The organism is Streptomyces sp. SDT5-1, from assembly GCF_052245995.1.
Classification (GTDB): Bacteria; Actinomycetota; Actinomycetes; order Streptomycetales; family Streptomycetaceae; genus Streptomyces.
This window is the reverse complement of record NZ_CM125963.1, coordinates 2,347,970-2,369,457: the sequence shown is the minus strand read 5'-3', so window position 1 is coordinate 2,369,457 and position 21,488 is coordinate 2,347,970. Positions and strand designations below refer to the sequence as shown.

General features: G+C 71.5%; 23 protein-coding genes. 13 read left to right on the top strand and 10 right to left on the bottom strand.

What is annotated here, in order from left to right; translation table 11 throughout:
- Positions 1 to 71: 71 nt before the first annotated feature.
- Both ACTWJ8_RS11075 and ACTWJ8_RS11070 read left to right on the top strand, forming a co-directional pair.
- Positions 72 to 956: a sterol desaturase family protein gene (locus ACTWJ8_RS11075; protein ID WP_356388515.1), complete on the top strand. Its 885-nt coding sequence runs from the start codon at positions 72 to 74 to the stop codon at positions 954 to 956.
- Positions 893 to 1,615 (top strand): lysoplasmalogenase, encoded by a 723-nt coding sequence (locus ACTWJ8_RS11070; protein ID WP_443263711.1) that lies wholly within the window; start codon positions 893 to 895, stop codon positions 1,613 to 1,615. Before ACTWJ8_RS11075 ends, ACTWJ8_RS11070 begins: the two co-directional genes overlap by 64 nt.
- Before the next feature lie 7 nt (positions 1,616 to 1,622).
- Here the strand turns inward: ACTWJ8_RS11070 and ACTWJ8_RS11065 are convergent, their stop codons facing one another.
- From ACTWJ8_RS11065 to ACTWJ8_RS11055, 3 genes are all read right to left on the bottom strand, one after another.
- Positions 1,623 to 2,642, bottom strand: a complete 1,020-nt coding sequence (locus tag ACTWJ8_RS11065; RefSeq protein WP_443263710.1) for a CopD family protein — start codon at positions 2,640 to 2,642, stop codon at positions 1,623 to 1,625.
- 90 nt (positions 2,643 to 2,732) lie between these two features.
- Positions 2,733 to 4,145, bottom strand: a complete 1,413-nt coding sequence (locus ACTWJ8_RS11060) for a CoA transferase (protein WP_443263709.1) — start codon at positions 4,143 to 4,145, stop codon at positions 2,733 to 2,735.
- A 149-nt stretch (positions 4,146 to 4,294) separates the two neighbouring features.
- Positions 4,295 to 5,836, bottom strand: a complete 1,542-nt coding sequence (locus tag ACTWJ8_RS11055; protein WP_356388521.1) for a S8 family serine peptidase — start codon at positions 5,834 to 5,836, stop codon at positions 4,295 to 4,297.
- A 309-nt stretch (positions 5,837 to 6,145) separates the two neighbouring features.
- On the opposite strand from ACTWJ8_RS11055, the gene ACTWJ8_RS11050 reads away from it, so the two are divergent.
- The 3 genes from ACTWJ8_RS11050 (at position 6,146) to moaA (ending at position 9,279) form a co-directional block, all read left to right on the top strand.
- Positions 6,146 to 6,514: a DUF485 domain-containing protein gene (locus ACTWJ8_RS11050; protein WP_356388523.1), complete on the top strand. Its 369-nt coding sequence runs from the start codon at positions 6,146 to 6,148 to the stop codon at positions 6,512 to 6,514.
- Positions 6,511 to 8,139, top strand: coding sequence for a solute symporter family protein (locus tag ACTWJ8_RS11045; protein ID WP_356388525.1), 1,629 nt, complete (start codon positions 6,511 to 6,513; stop codon positions 8,137 to 8,139). The genes ACTWJ8_RS11050 and ACTWJ8_RS11045 overlap by 4 nt, the downstream gene beginning before the upstream one ends.
- Before the next feature lie 150 nt (positions 8,140 to 8,289).
- Positions 8,290 to 9,279 carry a GTP 3',8-cyclase MoaA gene (gene moaA, locus ACTWJ8_RS11040; RefSeq protein ID WP_356388527.1) on the top strand — a complete coding sequence of 330 codons (990 nt, stop codon included), beginning with the start codon at positions 8,290 to 8,292 and terminating at the stop codon, positions 9,277 to 9,279.
- Between the two features lie 22 nt (positions 9,280 to 9,301).
- On the opposite strand, the gene ACTWJ8_RS11035 is transcribed toward moaA, so the two are convergent.
- The gene (locus ACTWJ8_RS11035; protein ID WP_356388529.1) at positions 9,302 to 9,547 is read right to left on the bottom strand and encodes a hypothetical protein; all 246 of its coding nucleotides are present in this window, start codon (positions 9,545 to 9,547) and stop codon (positions 9,302 to 9,304) included.
- A gap of 218 nt (positions 9,548 to 9,765) precedes the next feature.
- Positions 9,766 to 10,116, bottom strand: a complete 351-nt coding sequence (locus ACTWJ8_RS11030) for a DUF3099 domain-containing protein (RefSeq protein ID WP_356388531.1) — start codon at positions 10,114 to 10,116, stop codon at positions 9,766 to 9,768.
- A 226-nt stretch (positions 10,117 to 10,342) separates the two neighbouring features.
- Here ACTWJ8_RS11030 and ACTWJ8_RS11025 point away from each other — a divergent pair, with 226 nt between their 5' ends.
- A complete protein-coding gene (locus ACTWJ8_RS11025; protein ID WP_356388533.1) occupies positions 10,343 to 10,618 on the top strand; it encodes a GlsB/YeaQ/YmgE family stress response membrane protein in 276 nt (91 codons plus the stop codon).
- Between the two features lie 52 nt (positions 10,619 to 10,670).
- Here the strand turns inward: ACTWJ8_RS11025 and tyrS are convergent, their stop codons facing one another.
- Genes tyrS through ACTWJ8_RS11010 form a run of 3 tightly spaced genes read right to left on the bottom strand, consistent with a single transcriptional unit; the run spans position 10,671 to position 14,912 of the window.
- The gene (tyrS, locus tag ACTWJ8_RS11020) at positions 10,671 to 11,945 is read right to left on the bottom strand and encodes a tyrosine--tRNA ligase (protein ID WP_356388535.1); all 1,275 of its coding nucleotides are present in this window, start codon (positions 11,943 to 11,945) and stop codon (positions 10,671 to 10,673) included.
- 52 nt (positions 11,946 to 11,997) lie between these two features.
- Positions 11,998 to 13,392, bottom strand: coding sequence for a metallopeptidase TldD-related protein (locus ACTWJ8_RS11015; RefSeq protein ID WP_356388537.1), 1,395 nt, complete (start codon positions 13,390 to 13,392; stop codon positions 11,998 to 12,000).
- The gene (locus ACTWJ8_RS11010) at positions 13,389 to 14,912 is read right to left on the bottom strand and encodes a TldD/PmbA family protein (RefSeq protein WP_443263708.1); all 1,524 of its coding nucleotides are present in this window, start codon (positions 14,910 to 14,912) and stop codon (positions 13,389 to 13,391) included. Before ACTWJ8_RS11010 ends, ACTWJ8_RS11015 begins: the two co-directional genes overlap by 4 nt.
- A gap of 183 nt (positions 14,913 to 15,095) precedes the next feature.
- Here ACTWJ8_RS11010 and fabG point away from each other — a divergent pair, with 183 nt between their 5' ends.
- The 3 genes from fabG (at position 15,096) to ACTWJ8_RS10995 (ending at position 17,015) form a co-directional block, all read left to right on the top strand.
- On the top strand, positions 15,096 to 15,815 hold the full coding sequence (gene fabG / locus ACTWJ8_RS11005; RefSeq protein ID WP_356388541.1) for a 3-oxoacyl-[acyl-carrier-protein] reductase: 720 nt from the start codon (positions 15,096 to 15,098) through the stop codon (positions 15,813 to 15,815).
- A 5-nt stretch (positions 15,816 to 15,820) separates the two neighbouring features.
- Complete coding sequence (gene fabI, locus ACTWJ8_RS11000; protein WP_356388543.1) at positions 15,821 to 16,597, top strand: enoyl-ACP reductase FabI; 777 nt, start codon at positions 15,821 to 15,823, stop codon at positions 16,595 to 16,597.
- A gap of 76 nt (positions 16,598 to 16,673) precedes the next feature.
- Positions 16,674 to 17,015, top strand: coding sequence for a hypothetical protein (locus ACTWJ8_RS10995; RefSeq protein ID WP_356388545.1), 342 nt, complete (start codon positions 16,674 to 16,676; stop codon positions 17,013 to 17,015).
- On the opposite strand, the gene ACTWJ8_RS10990 is transcribed toward ACTWJ8_RS10995, so the two are convergent.
- Positions 16,990 to 17,685 (bottom strand): FadR/GntR family transcriptional regulator, encoded by a 696-nt coding sequence (locus ACTWJ8_RS10990; protein ID WP_356388547.1) that lies wholly within the window; start codon positions 17,683 to 17,685, stop codon positions 16,990 to 16,992. The genes ACTWJ8_RS10995 and ACTWJ8_RS10990 overlap by 26 nt on opposite strands.
- Before the next feature lie 59 nt (positions 17,686 to 17,744).
- On the opposite strand from ACTWJ8_RS10990, the gene ACTWJ8_RS10985 reads away from it, so the two are divergent.
- The 4 genes from ACTWJ8_RS10985 (at position 17,745) to ACTWJ8_RS10970 (ending at position 20,146) form a co-directional block, all read left to right on the top strand.
- Positions 17,745 to 19,043 (top strand): CynX/NimT family MFS transporter, encoded by a 1,299-nt coding sequence (locus tag ACTWJ8_RS10985; RefSeq protein ID WP_356388549.1) that lies wholly within the window; start codon positions 17,745 to 17,747, stop codon positions 19,041 to 19,043.
- A gap of 38 nt (positions 19,044 to 19,081) precedes the next feature.
- Complete coding sequence (locus ACTWJ8_RS10980; protein ID WP_266725572.1) at positions 19,082 to 19,192, top strand: SGM_5486 family transporter-associated protein; 111 nt, start codon at positions 19,082 to 19,084, stop codon at positions 19,190 to 19,192.
- Between the two features lie 145 nt (positions 19,193 to 19,337).
- Positions 19,338 to 19,544, top strand: coding sequence for a hypothetical protein (locus ACTWJ8_RS10975; protein WP_443263707.1), 207 nt, complete (start codon positions 19,338 to 19,340; stop codon positions 19,542 to 19,544).
- An 83-nt stretch (positions 19,545 to 19,627) separates the two neighbouring features.
- Positions 19,628 to 20,146 (top strand): SixA phosphatase family protein, encoded by a 519-nt coding sequence (locus ACTWJ8_RS10970; protein ID WP_356388553.1) that lies wholly within the window; start codon positions 19,628 to 19,630, stop codon positions 20,144 to 20,146.
- A 78-nt stretch (positions 20,147 to 20,224) separates the two neighbouring features.
- On the opposite strand, the gene serB is transcribed toward ACTWJ8_RS10970, so the two are convergent.
- Positions 20,225 to 21,466 (bottom strand): phosphoserine phosphatase SerB, encoded by a 1,242-nt coding sequence (serB, locus tag ACTWJ8_RS10965; RefSeq protein ID WP_443263706.1) that lies wholly within the window; start codon positions 21,464 to 21,466, stop codon positions 20,225 to 20,227.
- Positions 21,467 to 21,488 lie beyond the last annotated feature (22 nt).

Genomic DNA, 21,488 nt, shown 5'->3' with positions numbered 1-21,488 from the left:
CCCTACCGCCGGTAATACTTGTCGGTAACCACCTATAGCCGGGGGCAGGTCGGGGCACTTACGGTGCACGCATGCCGACCCCGAACCTGCCCGACGCCGTGCTGTGGTCGATCCCCGCCTTCGTGCTGCTCACGATCGTGGAGATCATCAGCGTCCGGATCCACCCCGACGAGGACGCCGCGGGCTACGAGACCAAGGACGCGGCGACGAGCGTCACCATGGGGCTCGGAAGCCTCGTCTTCGACTTCCTGTGGAAGATCCCGATCGTCGCGATCTACACGGCCGTCTACGAGCTGACACCGCTGCGCGTGCCCGTCCTGTGGTGGACGATCCCGCTGATGCTGCTCGGGCAGGACTTCTTCTACTACTGGTCGCACCGCGGCCACCACGTGATCCGCGTCCTGTGGGCCTGCCACGTGGTGCACCACTCCAGCCGCAGGTTCAACCTCACCACCGCGCTGCGCCAGCCCTGGACGAGCCTCACCGTCTGGCCCTTCTACCTGCCGCTCATCGCGCTCGGCGTGCACCCGGCGGCGCTCGCCTTCTGCTCGTCCGTCAACCTCGTGTACCAGTTCTGGATCCACACCGAGCGCATCGACAAGATGTGGCGGCCCTTCGAGTTCGTCTTCAACACGCCCTCCCACCACCGCGTCCACCACGCCTCCCAGGGCGGCTACCTGGACCGGAACTTCGGCGGCATCCTCATCGTCTGGGACCGGCTCTTCGGCTCGTGGGTGCCGGAGGTCGAGCGCCCCGAGTTCGGACTCACCAAGAACATCGACACGTACAACCCGCTGCGCGTCGCGACCCACGAGTACGTGGCCATCGCCAAGGACCTGAAGGCGGCGTCCGGTTGGCGCGAGCGGGCCGGGCGGGTCTTCCGCGGACCCGGATGGCAGCCGGAGCCCGCCGGGGCGCCGAGCGCCCCGCAGAAGGTCACGGAGGGCGCCGCGTGAGGCCCTCCGCCGTGACGTGGCGCGCCCTGTTCGTCGTGGCCTGCGCCGCCGACCTCGGCGCGCTGCTCGCGGGCGTCGACGGCGCGCACGTCGTCCTCAAGCCCCTGCTCATGCCGCTGCTCGCGGCGTACGTGCTCGCCTGCCGGGGCCCCCGGCTGCTGTGCGCCGCCCTGCTCCTGGGGTGGTGCGGAGACGTGGCGCTGCTGTTCGACCAGGACCTCGTGTTCCTCGCCGGGATGGGCGCCTTCGCCGCCGGACACGTCTGCTACCTGGTGCTGTTCAAGCGGCACGGGACGGCACGCGCGCGTGGTGCGCTGCTCGCGGTCGCGTACGGGGCCGCGCTCGTCGCCACCGTCGCCGCCCTGTGGCCCGATCTGCCGGCGGACATGCGCGGGCCCGTCGCCGGGTACAGCGTGCTGCTGACCTGCATGGCGTTCGCGGCGTCCCGGCTCGGCGTCGCGGCGGGCGTCGGAGGCGCGCTGTTCCTGCTCTCCGACTCGCTGATCGCCACCGGCATCGCCGACTGGCCCGCCCTGCCGCGCCCCGACTTCTGGGTCATGGGCACCTACGTGGCGGCCCAGTCCCTGCTCACCCGGGGCGTGCTCGGGGAGCGGGCGCCGACGCCGGTCCCATGCGGCGTCGAGGCCCGCGCGGCCTGACCGGCCGTCACCAGCGGATCGGCACCGGCAGCGCGGTCAGCGCCGCCGACACGGCCACCACGACCGCGAGGACCACGACCTCCGCGCGGGCGGGCGCGTAGGCGCGCTCGCGGCCCTCCGCCCGGCGCAGCCGCAGCCGGGCCGCCAGGGCGAGCCCCGCGACGACGGCGACGAGCAGCACCTTCGCGAGCAGCGCACGCCCGTACGCCGTCGTCGTCAGCTGGTCGACGACCGTGCCCGGCGGCATCCGGCGCAGGGTGCTGCACACGCCCGTCGCGGTGATCGCCGCCAGCAGCAGCGCGGCCACGCGCGCGTAGCGGCCCAACAGCGCCGTGCCCGCCTCCGGTGCGCTCGTCCGCCACGCGTGCGTCGTCCGCAGCACGTACACGAGACCGCCCACCCACAGCGCCGCGCAGGTCAGGTGGATCAGGGTGAGCCCCGAGCCGAGCAGCGCGGTGTCCTCGGCCGCCGGATGCGCCCGCAGCGCCTCGGCGACCGCCACGGCGGACAGCGGCGCGAGCGCCGTCGCGGGCCGCCTGGTGCGGGCGCACAGGCCCGCGAACAGGAAGCCGTTGACCTCGACGAGCGCGAGCATGCCGTCCCGTGTCCCGCCCAGGCCGCCGATGTCGAGCGCGGCCATGCTGTGCGGGATCAGGTTCCCCGACGCCACGACGGACGCCAGCCCGAGCGCGGCGGCGAACCCGGCCCACGGCACGTACGCCGACCAGGTGGCCGGCGGCTCGCGCAGCGGATCCACCCGGCGCGCCAGGAACCGGCCGAACACCTCGCCCGCCTGCACGCACAGCGCCGCGAACAGGACCGTGCGCAGGAGCGCGATCACGCCGACACCGGGAGCCGCCGCCTCCCCGGTGCCCTCCAGCGCGGCGCGCGGCCCGAGCAGCGGGATCAGCGCGGCCACGGCGACCAGCGCGAGCACGGCGACGGCGCGCCCCGCGCCGGGTCTGCGCAGGGGGACGTCGGCCCCTACGGGAACGGGAGCCTCGGTGGGCGGCGGTATCGAACTCACCACTGGATCTTCACCAGGCCGCCCCGTCCGCGGCAAGCGCAGACCAACAAGTGGGGCACGGCAATCCGGACAGACCGGGCGGCCCGGGGGCTATGCCGCCGGTAGCCAGCCCGGCTCGTCCGTGCCCCAACAGCCGGGCGGTCGCGCCCAGTTCGCGGGACCGCCGTCGAACGACAGCGGCGGCAGGGCGTGCCGCAGCCGCCCGATCGGGCTGTCCGCCTCGGTCAGCCAGGCGGCCGGGTCCGCCGCCTCGTACGGCTCCGCGGGCTCGCCGTGCCCGACCGGCCGCGCCCCGCCCAGGAGCCAGGCCGCCGTGTGCGCGAGCGCGAGCCGCGCCACCCGCGAACCGCCGTCCGCCGTCTGCTCCGTGAGCGCGCGCAGCACCGCTGCCGCCAGCAGATAGCCGGTGCCGTGGTCGAGCGCCTGCGCCGGCAGCGCGCCGGGCCGCTCCGGCGAGCCCTCGGTCGCCGCGACGCCCGCCGCCACCTGCACGAGGCTGTCGAATCCACGCCGCCCGCCCCACGGCCCGTACCCGCCCCACGCCGAGAGCGCCGCCACCACGAGGCCGGGCCGCCGCTCCACCAGCGCCTCGGGAGCAAGCCCGAACCGGTCGAGCGCGCCCGGCCGGTACCCCGTGACCACCACGTCCGCCTCGGCGACCAGCGCGTCGAAGGTCCGCCGGTCCGCCGCCGCCGTCAGGTCGAGCCGGGTCGAGCGCTTGCCGAAGCCGGTGTCGGCGTGCGCGTCGGCGGACTCCGGCAGCTGCGGCGCGTCCACCCGCAGCACGTCGGCGCCGAGCAGCGCCAGGGTGCGCGTGGCGACCGGGCCCGCGATGACCCGCGTCAGGTCGAGGACCCTGACCCCGGCGGCCGGCGACAGCACGCCGCGCGACAGGCGGCGGGGCGGCGCCGCGTCGACCCGGTCGAGCGTCAGGAGCGGCTGGGCCGCCACCCGTGCGCCCTGCGGATGCGCGGCCCACTCCTCGGGCGTGCGCAGCGCGACGGCCAGGCCCCCGGCCGCGTACACCGTCTCCTCGACCTCGAAGGCGGAGCGCTCCGCGATCAGCGCCGCCAGCTCGTCCACGGTCGCGCTCGGGCCGACGCCGATGGCCGCGCGCAGCCGTCCCTCGTGGTGCGGGTAGTTCGCGTGGGTGCGCAGCCACCCGTCCCGCGCGCGCCAGAAGCGGGACAGGGGCGCGAAGGTGACCGGCGCGCGCCCGTCGACGAGCAGGTGCCGCTCGCTGGTGAAGGCGGTGGCGACCGCCCCGTCGTCGACCCGCACCCGCAGGGAGCCGACGGAGTGCCTCGCGCGCGTGGCGGCCAGTTCGGCAGCGGCGAGCGAGCAGCCCGCGACGCAGGCCCTGGCCAGGTCGAGGACGGGCAGGCGGGCGGGCAGCGCACCCGCGCGCGTGCGGTACGAAACGCGGGCGGGCAGGGCGGGGTCGCCACCCAGTGCCGCCCACACGGCCCTGGTGTCGACCGGTGGATGGGGCGCATGTGTCATGTCCGCACTATCGCGCAGCACAGGGCCCCGGCACACGGGGCGGCACGCGGAGGGGCCGAGTGGCGTGCGCCACCCGGCCCCGGTGCCCGCTTCACGCGGAGGACGTCACTTCACGGGGAAGCGGAAGACGTCACTTCATACAGAGGACGTCACTTGACGGCCTTCAGGGCGTCCACGATCCCGTACCCGTAGAAGCCGTTGCGCTGCTCGGGGCCCTCGCAGACCGCGTCGACCGTGCCGTCGCCGTCCCCGTCGTACGCGGTCGGGCACGGCTCCTTGTCGGCCTGCGCCTTCATCAGGGACTGCAGCTGCGCCGGCGACGCCTTCGGGTGCGTCGACTTGAGGAGCGCGGCGACACCGGCGGCGTGCGGCGACGCCATCGACGTGCCCTGGAGCCAGCCGTACTCGCCGCCCGGCAGCGTGGACAGGATGCGGCCGTCCTTCGACGGGGTGTCGGTCGGCTTCTTGTACTTGTCGCCGCCCGGCGCCGCGACGTCGATGACGCCGTTGCCGTACGTCGAGTAGTACGACTTGGCCTTGGTGACGCCCGTCGCGCTCACCGTGACGACACCCGGCAGCTGGGTCGGGATGTCGAAGCAGCTGTGCGGGTCGATCGTGCGGTTCACCGGCGTGGAGTCGTCCGGGCTCGAGTCGTCCAGGATCGAGTCGGCGTCCAGGTCGTGGTTGGAGTTGCCCGCCGACGCCAGGTTCAGGGTGCCCTTCTTCTGGGCGTACAGCTGGGACCTGTTGACCGCGTCGACGATGGCCCGCTGGTCCGGGTCGTCCATGCAGTTGTAGAGCCACGGGTCCACGTAGTAGCTGTTGTTGGTGACCTCGATGCCGTGGTCCGCCGCGAACACGAAGGCGCAGACGACGCTCTCCGGGTAGAACAGCTCGCTGACCGGGTCGGCGACCTTGATGCCGGCGACCTTCACGCCCGGCGCGACACCGGCGACGCCGATCCCGTTGCGCGCGGCGGCGATCTCACCGGCGACGTGCGTGCCGTGGTAGTGGTCCTTGTTCGCGGGCCGCCAGGCGCCCGGCGAGGTGTCCGCCTTGCCGCCGACGCAGTTCGCGGACTGCGAGGCGGAGAAGTTCGGGGCGAGGTCCGGGTGGGTGTCGTCCACACCGGTGTCGATGACGCCGACGGTGACGTTCCTGCTGCCCGGGTTGATCTTGGCGGCCTTGTCGGCGCCCATCGCCCGCAGGTCCCACTGGTCGGCCTCCAGCGGCTCCTGCGCGGAGTCCGCCTTCGCCGCGACGGCCTTGGCCTCGGCCTTGGAGAGCTTCTCGACCGCGCCCTCCTCGGTGGTGCCCGACGGCGTGAACGGCGCGGTGCGGGTCGCGCCCGCCGTGGCCACACCCTTGGCCGCGCGCATCTGCTTGCCGAAGTCGGGGTTCGAGGAGTGGACGACGAAGACGCCGATCTTCGCGTACGTGGCGACTATGGAGCCGCCCGCCGCGGATATCGCCCTGCCCACCGAGGAGATCGTGCGGGCATCGGTGCCGCGCGTGTTCACCACGTACGCGAGCGAGGACTCCGAAGTCGCCGTCGCCGAGGGGGAGTCGGCGGCCGGGGCCGCCGTCGCGGACGGCAGGAAGCCGAACGAAGCCGTCAGAGCGATGCCGATCGGCAGGGCCAGGGCCAGGCGGCGCCGGGACGGCAGGCGTCTGGAAGGCAGATGAGCCATGGGGTCTCCACATCATCCGTCGATTACGGAAATGCCCGGGACATGAGTGATTTCCGGGCAGGTGCATGACGCGTGGTGCGGTGTGAACGTATCTCTGGTCAACGCAGGTCATCAACGAGTTCCGAAAGAAGTTCCGAAAGAAGTTCCGAAAGAAACAAGGCGAGTTGAACCCGGACGACGCCGCTCCCGTGCCGTTGTGCAGGGGGTCGGGTGGCTCTACCATCGCGACCCGGCCCGCGTGATCCACATCACGTCGAGGTTCGAGAGACAGCACCCGCACAGACAGCACCCGCATCGCGAGGAGACTCCGTGGCCACCGACGCACCACCACCGCAGCAGGGCAGCCCGCACGACGGGCCGGCGCTGCCCTCCACCGAGAAGTTCATCGAGGTGCAGGAAGGCGCGGAGTTCGGTGAACTGCGCCGCGCGCACCGCTCGTTCGCCTTCCCGCTCACCATCGCCTTCATCGCCTGGTACCTCGTGTACGTGCTGCTGTCGAACTACGCGGGCGACTTCATGGGCACCAAGGTCTTCGGCAACATCAACGTCGCCCTCGTCCTCGGTCTCGCCCAGTTCCTGACCACGTTCCTCATCGCCTGGTGGTACTCGCGGCACGCCGCGGCCAAGCTCGACCCCAAGGCCGAGGCCATCAAGTCCCGTCTGGAGGGCGGCGCATGAGCCCCGACACGACCCTGATCCCGCTGGCCGCCGAGGCCAGCGAGCACCGGCCGCTGATCATCAGCCTGTTCGCGGTGTTCGTCGTCGCGACCCTCGTCATCACCGTGTGGGCGGGCCGGCAGACCAAGGACGCCGCGGACTTCTACGCGGGCGGCCGCCAGTTCACCGGCTTCCAGAACGGCCTCGCGGTCTCCGGCGACTACATGTCCGCCGCGTCGTTCCTCGGCATCGCGGGCGCCATCGCGCTCGCCGGGTACGACGGCTTCCTGTACTCGATCGGCTTCCTGGTCGCCTGGCTCGTCGCCCTCCTCCTGGTCGCCGAACCGCTGCGCAACTCCGGGCGCTACACGATGGGCGACGTGCTCGCCTACCGGATGCGGCAGCGCCCCGTGCGCACCGCGGCCGGCACGTCGACGATCGTCGTCTCGATCTTCTACCTGCTCGCGCAGATGGCCGGCGCCGGCGTCCTCGTCTCGCTGCTGCTCGGCATCACCTCGGACGCGGGCAAGATCGGCATCGTCGCCCTCGTCGGCGTGCTGATGATCGTCTACGTCACCATCGGCGGCATGAAGGGCACCACCTGGGTGCAGATGGTCAAGGCCGTGCTGCTGATGGTCGGCGCGATCCTGCTGACCTTCCTCGTCCTGCTGAAGTTCGACTTCAACATCTCGGACCTGCTGGGCACGGCCGCGGAGAACAGCGGCAAGGGCGCGGCCTTCCTTGAGCCGGGCCTGAAGTACGGCGTCACGGCCACGTCGAAGATCGACTTCATCTCGCTCGGCATCGCGCTCGTGCTCGGCACGGCAGGACTGCCGCACATCCTGATCCGCTTCTACACGGTGCCGACCGCGAAGGCCGCCCGTAAGTCGGTCAACTGGGCCATCGGCCTCATCGGCGCCTTCTACCTGATGACGATCGCGCTCGGCTTCGGCGCCGCCGCGCTCATCAAGCCGGAGGAGATCATCGCCTCCAACCCGGCGGGCAACACCGCGGCGCCCCTGCTGGCGCTCCATCTCGGCGGCGTCGACTCCAGCTGGGGCGCGATCCTGCTCGCCTCGATCTCGGCGGTCGCCTTCGCCACGATCCTCGCGGTCGTCGCCGGACTGACCCTCGCCTCGTCCTCCTCGTTCGCGCACGACATCTACGCGAACGTCATCAAGAAGGGCAAGGCCACCGAGAAGGAGGAGATGAAGGCGGCCCGCTGGTCCACCGTCTTCATTGGCATCGTCTCCATCGCCCTCGGCGCGCTCGCCCGCGACCTGAACGTGGCGGGCCTGGTCGCCCTGGCCTTCGCGGTCGCGGCCTCCGCGAACCTGCCGACGATCCTGTACTCGCTGTTCTGGAAGCGGTTCAACACGAACGGCGCGCTGTGGTCGATCTACGGCGGCCTGTTCACCGCGGTCTTCCTGGTGCTCTTCTCGCCCGTCGTCTCGGGCAACCCGAAGACGTCGATGTTCAAGGGCGTCGACTTCCACTGGTTCCCGCTGGAGAACCCGGGCATCATCTCGATCCCGGTCGGCTTCCTGCTGGGCATCATCGGCACCTACGTCGCCAAGGAGAAGGCCGACAAGGGCAAGTACGCCGAGCTGGAGGTCCGCTCCCTGACGGGCACCGGAGCCCACTGACCTGCCGCTTTCCCCCGTGCGTGCCGTGCCCGTCGTAGGGATCTACGACGGGCACGGCACGCACTTTGGACGGCACGCGGCCTGCCGCTGTCATACCTGTCACGTAGGCTCGGGATCAGCAGCTGGAAACATGCCGAGGGAGGGGGCCCCGTGCTCATCGACACATTCGGCCGAGTGGCGACCGACCTGCGGGTCTCGCTGACCGACCGGTGCAATCTGCGGTGCACGTACTGCATGCCCGAAGAGGGCCTTCAGTGGCTCGCCAAGCCCGACCTGCTCACGGACGACGAGATCGTCCGGCTCATCCGCATCGCGGTCACCGACCTCGGCATCACCGACGTCCGCTTCACCGGCGGCGAGCCGCTGCTCCGCCCCGGCCTCGTCGGCATCGTGGAGCGCGTCGCCGCTCTGGAGAACCGCCCGAAGATGTCCCTGACGACGAACGGGATCGGGCTGAAGCGCACCGCTCAGGCCCTCAAGGAGGCGGGCCTCGACCGGGTCAACGTCTCGCTCGACACCCTCCGCCCCGACGTCTTCAAGACCCTCACCCGCCGCGACCGGCACAAGGACGTCATCGAGGGCCTCGAAGCGGCGCGCGCCGCGGGCCTCACCCCGGTGAAGGTGAACTCGGTCCTGATGCCGGGGCTCAACGAGGACGAGGCCCCCGAGCTGCTGGCCTGGGCGGTGGAGAACGAGTACGAGCTGCGCTTCATCGAGCAGATGCCGCTCGACGCCCAGCACGGCTGGAAGCGCGAGGGCATGATCACCGCGGGCGACATCCTGGCCTCGCTGCGTACGCGCTTCGAGCTCACCGAGGAGGGCGCGGGCGAGCGGGGCTCCGCGCCCGCCGAGCGCTGGATCGTCGACGGGGGACCGCACCGCGTGGGCGTCATCGCCTCGGTGACCCGCCCGTTCTGCTCGGCCTGCGACCGCACGCGGCTCACGGCCGACGGCCAGGTCCGCACGTGCCTGTTCGCCACCGAGGAGACCGACCTGCGGGCGGCCCTGCGCTCCGACGCGCCGGACGAGGAAGTGGCCCGCATCTGGAAGGTCGCCATGTGGGGCAAGAAGGCGGGCTCGGGGCTCGACGACCCGTCGTTCCTCCAGCCGGACCGCCCGATGTCGGCGATCGGCGGCTGACCGGCCCGCCCCGGAGGGCCGGTCAGCCCTCGGCGTCCCGGTCGTCCCACTCGGCCAGGGCGACGACGTCCTTGAGGAACCCGCGCACGCCGAGGAACTTCGCCAGGTGCTCCCGGTGCTCGTCGCACGCGAGCCACGTCTTGCGGCGCTCCGGCGTGTGCAGCTTCGGGTTGTTCCACGCGAGCACCCACACCGCGTCGGCGCGACAGCCCTTGGCCGAGCACTGGGGAGTTTCGGGCGACGGTCCTGAGAGGTTCGCGAGGTTCACGCGTCAACCTTAGACGCACCGGAAAACGCGCCGGAGAGCCCCCGGAAATGGCGACGCCGAGCAGCCACGGGGGGAGCTGCCCGGCGTCGGTCCGTCGCTCCGACGGGGGATGCGGAGCGCTCACGCAGTATGTCACGGGGGACCCGCCGCCCGGCACCGGAACCACATGATTGATCTGAGCTTTTCTTGAGCTTTGTCTGCGCCGTTCCCCGGCTGTGTCAGCGCCGCTCCTCCGGGCCGTGATCCGCGGGGTCCGCGGACGGCACCGGCGAGATCATGGGCCGCGACGGCGCGGGCACGAAGGTCGAGGGCAGCGACGGCGCGTTCTCCCGCCCCGCGTTGGCGATGACCACGGCGACGTAGGGAAGGAAGGCGCCGAGCACCAGCGTCACGATGGCGACGTGCCGCTCCACGTTCCACAGCACTGCCGTGAGGATCACCGAAACGGTGCGGATGGCCATCGAGATGATGTACCGGCGCTGCCGGCCACGGACATCGGCGGCGAGCCCCTGCCGGGCCCCCGTGATCCGGAAAACCTCTGCCCCACCGTTGTCCTTGCGCTTCCGCATCACACTCCACCACCCGCCAGCTGGCCGGACTCTCCCCGGACCGGACTGCGTCCACGGTACGCCCGGTATGCGTCGGCTACGAGACCGGGGGCGGGCCTGACCTGGGAGCAGTGTCTGCGCAGTACCACGTACGGAGCTGTCCGACATGCGCCGTATGGCGTACGCGGCAACACTGAACGTGCGGGCAGCCGCACGGCGTCCCGCACTGTGCGAGGAGGCGACAGGCATGAGCTGGTTGTGGGCGATCGTCGTGGGCTTGGTGCTCGGCCTGATCGCGAAGGCGATCCTGCCGGGCAAGCAGAAGATCCCGCTGTGGCTGACGATCATCTTCGGCATCATCGGCAGCGTTCTGGGCAACTGGGCGGCCACCGGCCTCGGTGTCAACGACACCAAGGGCATCGACTGGATCCGCCATGTGCTCCAGCTGATCGGAGCCGTGATCGTGGTCGGTGTGGGCGACCGACTCTGGGTGGCGCTGCGCGGAAACAAGAGCAGGGCCTAGACACACGCGTGCCCCGCATCCCTTTCGGGGTGCGGGGCACGCGCACGTCGCGCTACGCGCTCTTGACCTCCACGGCCGCGAGGTTCTTCTTGCCGCGCCGCAGCACCAGCCAGCGGCCGTGCAGCAGCTCGTCCGCGCCCGGCACGAAGTCCTCGGCGGCGACCTTCACGTTGTTCACGTAGGCCCCGCCCTCCTTCACCGTGCGGCGCGCGGCCGACTTGCTCGCGACGAGGCCGACCTCGGCGAACAGGTCGACGACCGGGCCGAGCTCGGTGACCTCGGCCTTCGGCAGCTCGGACAGGGCCGCGGCGAGCGTGGCCTCGTCCAGGTCCGCCAGGTTCCCGTCGCCCTGGCCGAACAGCGCCTTCGACGCGGAGATCACGGCGGCCGTCTGGTCGGCGCCGTGCACCAGCGTCGTCAGCTCCTCGGCGAGGGCGCGCTGCGCGGCACGGGCCTGCGGGCGCTCCTCGGTCTGCCTCTCCAGCTCCTCCAGCTCCTCGCGGGACTTGAAGGACAGGATCCGCATGTACTTCGAGACGTCGCGGTCGTCCGTGTTCAGCCAGAACTGGTAGAAGGCGTACGGGGTCGTCATCTCGGCGTCGAGCCAGATGGCGCCGCCCTCGGACTTGCCGAACTTGGTGCCGTCGGCCTTCACCATCAGCGGCGTCGCGATGCAGTGCGCCTCCGCCTCCGGCTCCAGGCGGTGGATCAGGTCGAGCCCGGCCGTCAGGTTGCCCCACTGGTCCGAGCCGCCCTGCTGGAGCGTGCAGCCGTAGCGGCGGTACAGCTCCAGGAAGTCCATGCCCTGCAGGAGCTGGTAGCTGAACTCCGTGTAGCTGATGCCCTCCTGGGACTCCAGGCGGCGGGCCACGGAGTCCTTCGTCAGCATCTTGTTGACCCGGAAGTGCTTGCCGATGTCACGCAGGAACTCGATCGCGGACATGCCCGCGGTCCAGTCCAGGTTGTTCACCATCGTCGCCGCGTTCTCGCCCTCGAAGTCGAGGAACGGCTCGATCTGCGAGCGCAGCCGGTCGACCCACAGCTTGATCGTCTCCGGGTCGTTCAGCGTGCGCTCCGCCGTCGGGCGCGGGTCGCCGATCTGGCCCGTGGCCCCGCCGACGAGCGCGAGCGGGCGCAGGCCCGCCTGCTGGAGCCGGCGCATGGTGAGGACCTGTACCAGGTGGCCGACGTGCAGGGAGGCCGCGGTCGGGTCGAAGCCGCAATAGAACGTGACCGGACCGTCCGCGAGCGCCTTGCGCAGTGCGTCCTCGTCAGTGGACTGGGCCCACAGGCCTCGCCACTTCAGGTCGTCGACGATGTCGGTCACGGTTCTTGTTCTCCTTGAACAGGTCTGCTGTAACCCTGCCAGTCTATGGGTGTCACACGCCCTGGCTGACCGAGCTCATGTTGAAGTCCGGCACCCGCAGCGCGGGCATCGCCGCCCTAGTGAACCAGTCGCCCCACTCCCTGGGCAGCGTCTTTTCCGTGCGCCCGGCCTCGGTGGCCCGGCCGAGCAGACCGACGGGCGACTCGTTGAACCGGAAGTTGTTCACCTCGCCGACGACCTCGCCGTTCTCCACCAGGTACACGCCGTCGCGGGTGAGCCCGGTGAGCAGCAGCGTCGCCGGGTCGACCTCGCGGATGTACCAGAGGCAGGTCAGGAGCAGTCCGCGTTCGGTGCCCGCCACCATCTCGTCCAGGGACTTCTCGCCGCCCCCGTCGAGGATCAGGTTGTCGATCGCGGGGGCGACGGGCTGCCCGGTGAGCGCGGCGCTGTGCCGGGTCGTCGTGAGGCGCGCGAGCTTCCCCTCGCGGATCCAGTCGGTGGCGCCCACCGGCAGCCCGTTGTCGAACACCGACGACGCGTCGCTGGAGGAGTGCGCGAGGACGAACGGCGCGCACTCGAGGCCCGGCGCGTGCGGATCGCTGCGCAGCGTCAGCGGCAGCTCGCTGAGCCGCTCGCCGACCCGCGTACCGCCGCCCGGCCTGGAGAACACGGTCCGGCCCTCGGCCGCGTCCCGCGCCCCCGACGACCACATCTGGTAGATCAGCAGGTCCGCCACGGCTGTCGGCGGCAGCAGCGTCTCGTACCGTCCGGCGGGCAGGTCGACCCGCCGCTCCGCCCAGCCGAGCCGGGTGGCGAGGTCGGCGTCCATGGCCGCCGGATCGACGTCCTTGAAGTCGCGCGTCGAGCGGCCCGCCCACGCGGAGCGCCTGCGCCCGTGCGACTTGGCGTTCAGCTCGAGGGTCCCGTCGGGCTGGTCGTGCCGCAGCCGCAGCCCCGCGGACGTACCGAGGTAGCTGCTGGTCAGCTCGTGATTGGCGAACCCGTACAGCTCGCGCCCGCCCGCCCTCGCCCGCGCGAACGCCTCGCCGAGCGCCGGCGCGAAGTCCGCGAAGACGGCGGACGAGGTCTCGGCGGGCGCCTCCGTGAAGTCGGGGGAGTGCGGTACGTCGGCGATCAGCGGCTGCGCGTCCTCGGCGGGCCCCGCCTTGGCGGCGGCCTCCTCGGCGGCGCGCACCAGCGGCTCCAGGTCGTCCGCGGTCACGGCCGAGCGGGACACGACGCCGGACGCCGTGCCCTCCTTGCCGTCGACCGTGGCGACGACGGTGAGGGTGCGCCCGCGCGTCACGCCGTTCGTGGTGAGCGCGTTGCCCGCCCAGCGCAGATTGGCGGTGGACGTCTCGTCGGCGACGACCACGCAGCCGTCGGCGCGCGACAGCTCCAGGGCGCGCTCGACGATCTCGTACGGCTTGCTGGTACGCGGGCTCATCGACCGGCCTCCTGCGTGGTGTTCAGAATGTTGACGCCCTTGAAGAGCGCGCTCGGGCAGCCGTGCGAGACGGACGCGACCTGGCCCGGCTGGGCCTTGCCGCAGTTGAAGGCGCCGCCGAGGACGTACGTCTGCGGGCCGCCGACCGCCGCCATCGAGCCCCAGAAGTCCGTGGTCGTCGCCTGGTACGCGAAGTCCCGCACCTGCCCGGCGAGCTTCCCGCCCCGGATCGCGTACGCGCGCTGCGCGGTGAACTGGAAGTTGTAGCGCTGCATGTCGATGGACCACGACCGGTCGCCGACCAGGTAGAGCCCTCGGTCGACGCCCGCGATCAGGTCCTCCGTGGCGAGCCCGCCCGGATCCGGCTGGAGCGACACATTGGCCATGCGCTGCACGGGGACGTGCCCGGGGGAGTCGGCGTACGCGCAGCCGTTGGAACGCTCGAAGCCGGTCAACTTCGCGATCCGCCGGTCGAGTTGATAGCCGACCAGCGTCCCGTCCCTCACCAGGTCCCAGGACTGCCCGGCCACGCCCTCGTCGTCGTACCCGATGGTGGCGAGCCCGTGCTCCGCGGTGCGGTCACCCGTCACGTTCATGATCTCGGAGCCGTACTTGAGCTTCCCGAGCTGGTCGAACGTGGCGAAGGAGGTGCCCGCGTACGCCGCCTCGTAGCCGAGCGCGCGGTCCAGCTCGGTGGCGTGCCCGATGGACTCGTGGATGGTCAGCCAGAGGTTGGACGGGTCCACGACCAGGTCGTACGCGCCCGCCTTCACGCTCGGCGCGCGCATCTTCTCCGCGAGCAGCTCGGGGATCTCGGCCAGCTCGGACTCCCAGTCCCAGCCGGTCCCGGTGAGGTACTCCCAGCCGCGCCCGACCGGCGGCGCGATGGTGCGCATGGAGTCGAACTCGCCGCTGGAGTCGTCCACGGCGACCGCCGTCAGCTCCGGGTGCAGCCGCACGCGCTGCTGCGTCGTGACCGTGCCCGCCGTGTCCGCATAGAACTTGTTCTCGTGCACGCAGTACAAGGAGGCGTCCACATGGGACACCCCGTCCGCCGAGAGCAGCCGCGCGCTCCAGTCGGCGAGCAGCCCGGCCCGCTCCTCCTCCGGCACGGTGAAGGGATCGATCTCGTACGAGGAGACCCAGGTCTTCTCCGTGTGCACCGGCTCGTCGGCCAGCTCCACCCGCTCGTCCGACCCGGCGGCCTTGATGACCTGCGCGCTCAGCTTGGCCATCGCCACGGCCTGCGAGGCGACCCGCGCCGCGCCGTCCATCGTCAGATCGACACCGGAGGCGAACCCCCACGTCCCGCCATGTACGACGCGCACGGCGTATCCCAGGTCGGTGCTGTCCGACGCCCCGGAGGGCTTGGCGTCCCGCAGCCGCACCGACGCGCCCCGCACCCGCTCCAGGCGGAAGTCCGCGTGCTCGGCACCCAGGGCGCGGGCCCGCGCGAGGGCGGCGTCGGCGAGGGCTCGTAGGGGCAGATCAAGGAACGACTGATCGATCTCATGGGCCATGGGCGGCTTCCCCTTCTGTCACGGCATGCGCGGCACGGTGCGTGTGAGTGAACCACGACGCGTCCTGTCTGTGGGAACCCCACAGACAGCACCCCCTCGACCTGTCGCCCCCGGATTCGGCACCCGGTGCCGCAGGCGGATAGGTTCAAGACGTACCTGACCGCCGATCGAAAGGGTGATCCGTTGAGCCGCTCGGTTCTCGTCACCGGAGGAAACCGGGGCATCGGCCTCGCCATCGCCCGAGCCTTCCTGGAGCAGGGCGACAAGGTCGCCTTCACCTACCGCTCCGGAGAGCCCCCCAAGGAGCTCGTCGACGCCGGCGCCCTCGCCGTCCGCTGCGACATCACGGACACCCAGCAGGTGGACGCCGCGTACAAGGAGATCGAGGAGAAGCACGGCAACGTCGAGGTCCTCGTCGCCAACGCGGGCGTCACCAAGGACCAGCTCCTCATGCGCATGTCCGAGGAGGACTTCGCGTCCGTCCTCGACACCAACCTCACCGGCACCTTCCGGGTCGTGAAGCGCGCCAACCGCGGCATGCTGCGCGCCAAGAAGGGCCGCGTCGTGCTGATCTCCTCCGTCGTCGGCCTGCTCGGCTCGGCGGGGCAGGCGAACTACGCCGCGTCGAAGGCGGGTCTGGTCGGGTTCGCGCGCTCGCTCGCCCGCGAGCTGGGCTCGCGCAACATCACCTTCAACGTCGTCGCCCCCGGTTTCGTGGACACCGACATGACCCAGGCGCTCACCGACGAGCAGCGCGCGGGCATCGTGTCGCAGGTGCCGCTCGGCCGGTACGCGCAGGTCGAGGAGATCGCCGGAGTGGTGAAGTTCCTGACCTCGGACGACGCCTCGTACATCACTGGAGCCGTCATCCCGGTTGACGGCGGACTGGGAATGGGTCACTGATCACCATGGCTGGAATCCTCGAGGGCAAGAAGATCCTCATCACCGGTGTGCTGATGGAGTCCTCCATCGCCTTCCACACCGCGAAGCTGGCCCAGGAGCAGGGCGCGGAGATCATCCTCACCGCCTGGCCGCGCCCGTCGCTGACCGAGCGCATCGCCAAGAAGCTGCCGGAGCCCGACAAGGTCAAGGTCCTGGAGCTCGACGTCTCGAACGACGAGCACCTCGCCCGCCTGGAGGGCCAGGTCCGCGAGCAGCTCGGTGACCGCCTCGACGGCATCGTGCACTCCATCGGCTTCGCGCCGCAGGACGCCCTCGGCGGCAACTTCCTGAACACGCCGTTCGAGTCCGTCTCCACGGCCATGCACGTCTCCGCCTTCTCCCTGAAGTCGCTGACCATGGCGCTGCTGCCGCTGATGACCGAGGGCGGTTCCGTCGTGGGCCTCACCTTCGACGCGCAGTTCGCCTGGCCGCAGTACGACTGGATGGGCCCGGCCAAGGCCGCCCTGGAGGCCACCAGCCGCTACATGGCCCGTGACCTGGGCAAGCAGAACATCCGCTGCAACCTGATCTCGGCGGGCCCGATCGGCTCCATGGCCGCGAAGTCCATCCCGGGCTTCAGCGAGCTGGCCTCCGTGTGGGACTCCCGCTCCCCGCTGGAGTGGAAGCTCGAGGACCCGGAGCCGGCGGGCCGCGGCATCGTCGCGCTGCTCTCCGACTGGTTCCCGAAGACGACGGGCGAGATCGTGCACGTCGACGGCGGTCTGCACGCCATCGGCGCCTGACACCCGCTCACCCGTTCGGCCCACCGGCCGGGCGGGCCGCAGGGACCTCCACGCACGCTGGTGCGAGGAGGTCCCTTTGCGTTTCTCACACCGCGTCGTCCCCGCGCTCGCCGCGCTGACCCTGCTGTTCACGCTGCCCTACGACGCCGTGTCCGACGAGAAGCCGGCCAGGAAACGCGAGCCGTCGGGGGCCGACTGCCGGATAGCGGTCCGCCGCGACCTCGTCAGCGCCGTCTGCCACAACCCGTACCCGACGGTCGACCGCGTGGCCCTGCACATCGAGTGCGCGCGCTGGTGGGACATCGACACGGACTCCCGCCCGAAGGCGGTGTTCCCCGCCGAGACGCTGCGCCTCGACGGCCGGTGCTGGAAGAGCGTGAAGACGGCCTGGGTCAGTCACCACAAGGCGCCGAAGTGAGCCGTCCCGGGCGACAGTCGAACGGGTAGCGCGCGGCCTCCTGCGCCGCGGCCTCCGCGTCACCGACCCGGATCGCGTCCACGAGCGTCGCGTGGTCCATGTGGTTCTCCGCGGTCAGCTCGGCCCCCACGTCCTCGCGCAGCCAGTCCCGCATGACCTCGCCCAGGTCCGCGTACATCGCCGTCAGCACCTCGTTGTGCGACGCGGCCACCACCGCCAGGTGGAACGTCGCGTCCGCCGACACGAACGCCTCGGTGTCCCCGGACGACCACGCCTCCTCACGCCGTACGAGCAGGGCGTCGAGCTGCTTCAGGTCGCGCTCGGTGCGCCGCTCCGCCGCAAACCTCGCCGCGCTCGACTCCAGCGTGGCCCGCAGCTCGGCGATGTCCTGCGGGGCCGCGTCGGCGAACCGCCGCTGCATGACGCCCGCCAGCTCGCTGGTCGCCACCACGTACGTCCCCGAGCCCTGCCGGATGTCGAGCAGCCCGTTGTGCGCGAGGGCGCGGACCGCCTCCCGCACCGTGTTCCGGGCCACGCCCAGCTGCTCCACGAGCTCCGGCTCCGTCGGGATGCGGGAGCCCACCGGCCACTCGCCCGAGGAGATCTGGGCGCGCAGGGCGGAGATGACCTGCTCGGAGAGGGCCGAGCGCCGGGGCGAGGTCAGCGGCATGACGTTCCTTCGGGATCGGATTGGACAGCCAATCATCCCATGAATCTAATATGGGCCTCATGGCTAGTGAGGAAACCCCGACGATGGCACCACCGAGCGCCGCCCACGACACCCCCCTCCGCACGGAACAGCACGCTCCGCGCACCTGGGTGATCCGGCTCGTCACGGTCGGCATCGTCCTCGCCGCGATGAACCTGCGGCCCGCCATCACCAGCCTCGGCGCCCTCCTCGAAGAGGTCCGTGACGGGCTCGGGATGAGCGGCAGCGTCGCCGGACTCCTCACGTCCGTGCCGCCGCTCTGCTTCGCGATCTTCGGTGTGACGGCGCCCCGGCTCGCCCGGCGCTTCGGCCCCAGCGCCGTCGTCTGCGCCGGCATGGTCGCCATCGCCGTCGGCCTCGTCGTCCGCCCCTTCACCGGCGGCACCGCGGGCTTCCTGGTGGCCAGCGCCCTCGGCCTGATGGGCATCGCCGTCAGCAACGTGCTGATGCCGGTCATCGTCAAGCGCTGGTTCCCCGACAAGGTCGGCACCATGACCGGCCTGTACTCGATGGCCCTCGCGCTCGGCACCTCCACCGCGGCCGCCGCGACCGTCCCCGTCACCTCGGCGCTCGGCGGCAGCTGGCAGGCGGGCCTCGCCGTATGGGCCGCGCTCGCCGCCGTCGCCGCCCTCGCCTGGCTGCCGCTCGTCCGCAAGAAGGACACCGCCACCCTGGCCGCCGCCGCGACGCCCGCCGCCGAGACCGGCACGGCCCCCGAGGGCGAGGGGCTGCGCATCGTCCGCAGCCGCACCGCCTGGGCCCTCGCCGTCTTCTTCGGCCTCCAGGCCACCGCCGCGTACATCACGATGGGCTGGATGGCGCAGATCTTCCGCGACTCCGGGGTCTCCGCCTCCACCGCGGGCGTGCTGCTCGCCGTGACCATGGCGATGGGCATCCCGCTCGGCTTCGTCATCCCGCGGATGGCCGCCCGGCTGCCCAGCCAGGGCCCGATGGTGATCGCCCTCGGAGTCTGCGGCCTCGCGGGCTACGCGGGCCTGTACTTCGCCCCGGCCTCGGGCGCCTGGGCGTGGGCGCTGCTGCTCGGCATCTCGAACTGCGCGTTCCCGCTGGCGCTCACCATGGTCGGGATGCGCGCCCGCACCGGCGCGGGCGTCGCCAAGCTGTCCGCATTCGCCCAGTCCACCGGCTACCTGATCTCGATCCCCGGCCCGCTGCTCGTCGGCGTCCTCTACCAGCACAGCGGCGGCTGGGGCGCCCCGATCGCCCTGATGGCCGCCCTGATGGTGCCGCAGATCGTGGTCGGCGTCCTCGCGGGCCGCAACCGCACCGTCGAGGACGAGGCGGCCCCGGCGTCCTGACCCCGGGGGACAGGTGCGACACTTGGCGCATGTCGCCTGTGCTCGAGCCGAACCCCCAGAACGGCCAGAAGAAGCTCCTCCTCGTGCTCGGCGCGATGCTGGCCGTCACGGTCGTCGTCGGCATCATCGCGTCCATCGCCGCGCCCTGACACCGGGGTGGGGCTTTCCCCACCGTCCCCTAGGGGGACAGTGTCAGGGTGAAGTGGGTGGATCACCGGATGGGTCCCGCGCCTCCTGCCGCATACCGTCGAGACCGACGAAGCGCGGTACGGACCACGGACCCCGGAGGCACCCATGTCGGCCCCCACGCACACCCCGCCCCACCAGGCAGCCACGGGGCGCGTCGACATCCGGCTGCCGTGGTGGGCGCTCGTGCTGCCCGCCGTCGCCTTCGTGGCGCTGCTCCTGCTGATCCTCAACCCGTCCGACGCGCATGCCGCCTCCGGTGACCCGAGCATCATCCGCATGCTGGAACACGCCAGGGATCTGGTGCTGCGCTAGCGGCGCCCGACCCGTTCACCCGTGCCGGGCGACCGCGTCAACTCCCTGCGCCCGGCCGAGGGTTTCATGCGAAGCTGGGACGCATGAGCGTCGCAGAACCCCGCAGGATTGTCCTTTTCCGGCATGCCAAGGCGGACTGGCCGCAGGTCTCCGACCACGAGCGGCCGCTCGCCGAGCGGGGCCGCAGGGACGCCCCCGTCGCCGGCCGCAAGCTGGCCGACGCAGGCATCCCCTTCGACCTGGCCCTGTGCTCGACCGCCACCCGTACCCGTGAGACCTGGAAGCTCGCCGTGCAGGAACTGCCCGAGCGGCCGAAGACGGTGTACGAGGAGCGGATCTACGAGGCCTCGCCCGGCGAGCTGATCGCGCTGCTGAACGAGACCCCCGACGACGTGCGCAACACCGTGCTGATCGGCCACAACCCCGGCGTGCAGGCCCTCTCCGAGATCCTCGCCGCGGAGGCCGAGGGCGACGCGGGCCAGCGCCTGAGCCGCCGCGGCTTCCCGACCGCCGCGTTCTCCGTGCTCACGTTCAACGGACCGTGGAAGACCCTGGAGCCCGGCACCGCCACGCTCGTCGACTACTGGGCGCCGAGCGAGTAACCGCCACCGCCCGTCCCGTCATCCGTACGACGAGGGGCCCGGTACCGATCGCCGGTACCGGGCCCCACGCACGAGCCGCTACGGCTCCAGGATGTCCGCGGCCTCGACCTCTTCCCGCGTGATGCCGAGCAGGTAGAGCACCGTGTCGAGGAACGGCACGTTCACCGCGGTGTGCGCGGCCTCGCGCACGACCGGCTTGGCGTTGAAGGCGACACCGAGCCCGGCCGCGTTCAGCATGTCCAGGTCGTTCGCGCCGTCGCCGATCGCCACGGTCTGCTCCAGCGGCACACCCGCCTCCGAGGCGAACCGGCGCAGCAGCCGCGCCTTGCCCGCCCGGTCCACGATCTCGCCGGTGACCCTGCCGGTCAGCTTCCCGTCGACGATCTCCAGCGTGTTGGCCTGCGCGAAGTCGAGCCCCAGGCGCTCCTTCAGATCGTCCGTGACCTGCGTGAACCCGCCGGACACGACCCCCACCTGGTAGCCGAGCCGCTTGAGCGTACGGATCAGGGTGCGGGCGCCGGGCGTCAGCCGCACCTCGCTGCGCACCTTGTCCACGACCGAGGCGTCGAGCCCCTCGAGCAGCGCCACGCGCGCGTGCAGCGACTGCTCGAAGTCGAGCTCGCCGCGCATCGCCGCCGCCGTCACCTCCGCGACCTTGTCCTCGCAGCCCGCGTGCGCCGCGAACAGCTCGATCACCTCGTCCTGGATGAGCGTCGAGTCGACGTCCATCACGACGAGCCGCTGCGCCCTGCGGTGCAGACCGGCCGAGACGACCGCCACGTCCACGCCCAGCTTCGCGGCCTCTATGGCGAGGACCGTGCGCAGCTCCTCGGTCGGGGTGCCGGACACCGCGAACTCGACGGCCGTCACGGGGTACTTCGCGAGGCGGAAGATGCGGTCGATGTTGCCGCCTGTGCCGGTGATGCAGGCCGCTATCGACGCGGTCTGCTCGGCGGTGAGGGGGTGCCCGAGCACGGTGACGTGGGAGCGGCCGGTGCCGCGCGGCCGGTTGTCACCGATGCCGGAGATGATCTCGGCCTGCATCTTCATCGACTCCGCCCAGCTGTGGACGGTCGACCGCAGATCGCCCTCGAGCCCGGCCGGCGGCTGGGTCACCAGGGCGCACAGGACGATCCGGCCACGCGTGACGACCTGCTCGATGTCGACGACGTCCACGGAGTAGGCGGCGAGGGTGTCGAAGAGCCCGGCGGTGATACCGGGCCGGTCCTTGCCGAAGATCTTGACCAGGAGAGTGGGGACGTCCGCCGGAACGTCCACGGAGGGGGCATCAGCGGTGGGCTGGGGCTGCGAAGCGCTCATGATGGGGTCCACGTTATCGGGC

Bases quoted from the DNA above. Each gene is read 5' to 3' on its own strand.
- ACTWJ8_RS11075 (WP_356388515.1), top strand. From the start codon at position 72: ATGCCGACCCCGAACCTGCCCGACGCCGTGCTGTGGTCGATCCCCGCC.
- ACTWJ8_RS11070 (WP_443263711.1), top strand. From the start codon at position 893: ATGGCAGCCGGAGCCCGCCGGGGCGCCGAGCGCCCCGCAGAAGGTCAC.
- ACTWJ8_RS11060 (WP_443263709.1), bottom strand. From the start codon at position 4,145: ATGACACATGCGCCCCATCCACCGGTCGACACCAGGGCCGTGTGGGCG.
- ACTWJ8_RS11055 (WP_356388521.1), bottom strand. From the start codon at position 5,836: ATGGCTCATCTGCCTTCCAGACGCCTGCCGTCCCGGCGCCGCCTGGCC.
- ACTWJ8_RS11045 (WP_356388525.1), top strand. From the start codon at position 6,511: ATGAGCCCCGACACGACCCTGATCCCGCTGGCCGCCGAGGCCAGCGAG.
- ACTWJ8_RS11030 (WP_356388531.1), bottom strand. From the start codon at position 10,116: ATGCGGAAGCGCAAGGACAACGGTGGGGCAGAGGTTTTCCGGATCACG.
- ACTWJ8_RS11025 (WP_356388533.1), top strand. From the start codon at position 10,343: ATGAGCTGGTTGTGGGCGATCGTCGTGGGCTTGGTGCTCGGCCTGATC.
- ACTWJ8_RS11015 (WP_356388537.1), bottom strand. From the start codon at position 13,392: ATGAGCCCGCGTACCAGCAAGCCGTACGAGATCGTCGAGCGCGCCCTG.
- ACTWJ8_RS11010 (WP_443263708.1), bottom strand. From the start codon at position 14,912: ATGGCCCATGAGATCGATCAGTCGTTCCTTGATCTGCCCCTACGAGCC.
- fabI (WP_356388543.1), top strand. From the start codon at position 15,821: ATGGCTGGAATCCTCGAGGGCAAGAAGATCCTCATCACCGGTGTGCTG.
- ACTWJ8_RS10990 (WP_356388547.1), bottom strand. From the start codon at position 17,685: ATGCCGCTGACCTCGCCCCGGCGCTCGGCCCTCTCCGAGCAGGTCATC.
- ACTWJ8_RS10985 (WP_356388549.1), top strand. From the start codon at position 17,745: ATGGCTAGTGAGGAAACCCCGACGATGGCACCACCGAGCGCCGCCCAC.
- ACTWJ8_RS10975 (WP_443263707.1), top strand. From the start codon at position 19,338: ATGTCGGCCCCCACGCACACCCCGCCCCACCAGGCAGCCACGGGGCGC.
- ACTWJ8_RS10970 (WP_356388553.1), top strand. From the start codon at position 19,628: ATGAGCGTCGCAGAACCCCGCAGGATTGTCCTTTTCCGGCATGCCAAG.
- serB (WP_443263706.1), bottom strand. From the start codon at position 21,466: ATGAGCGCTTCGCAGCCCCAGCCCACCGCTGATGCCCCCTCCGTGGAC.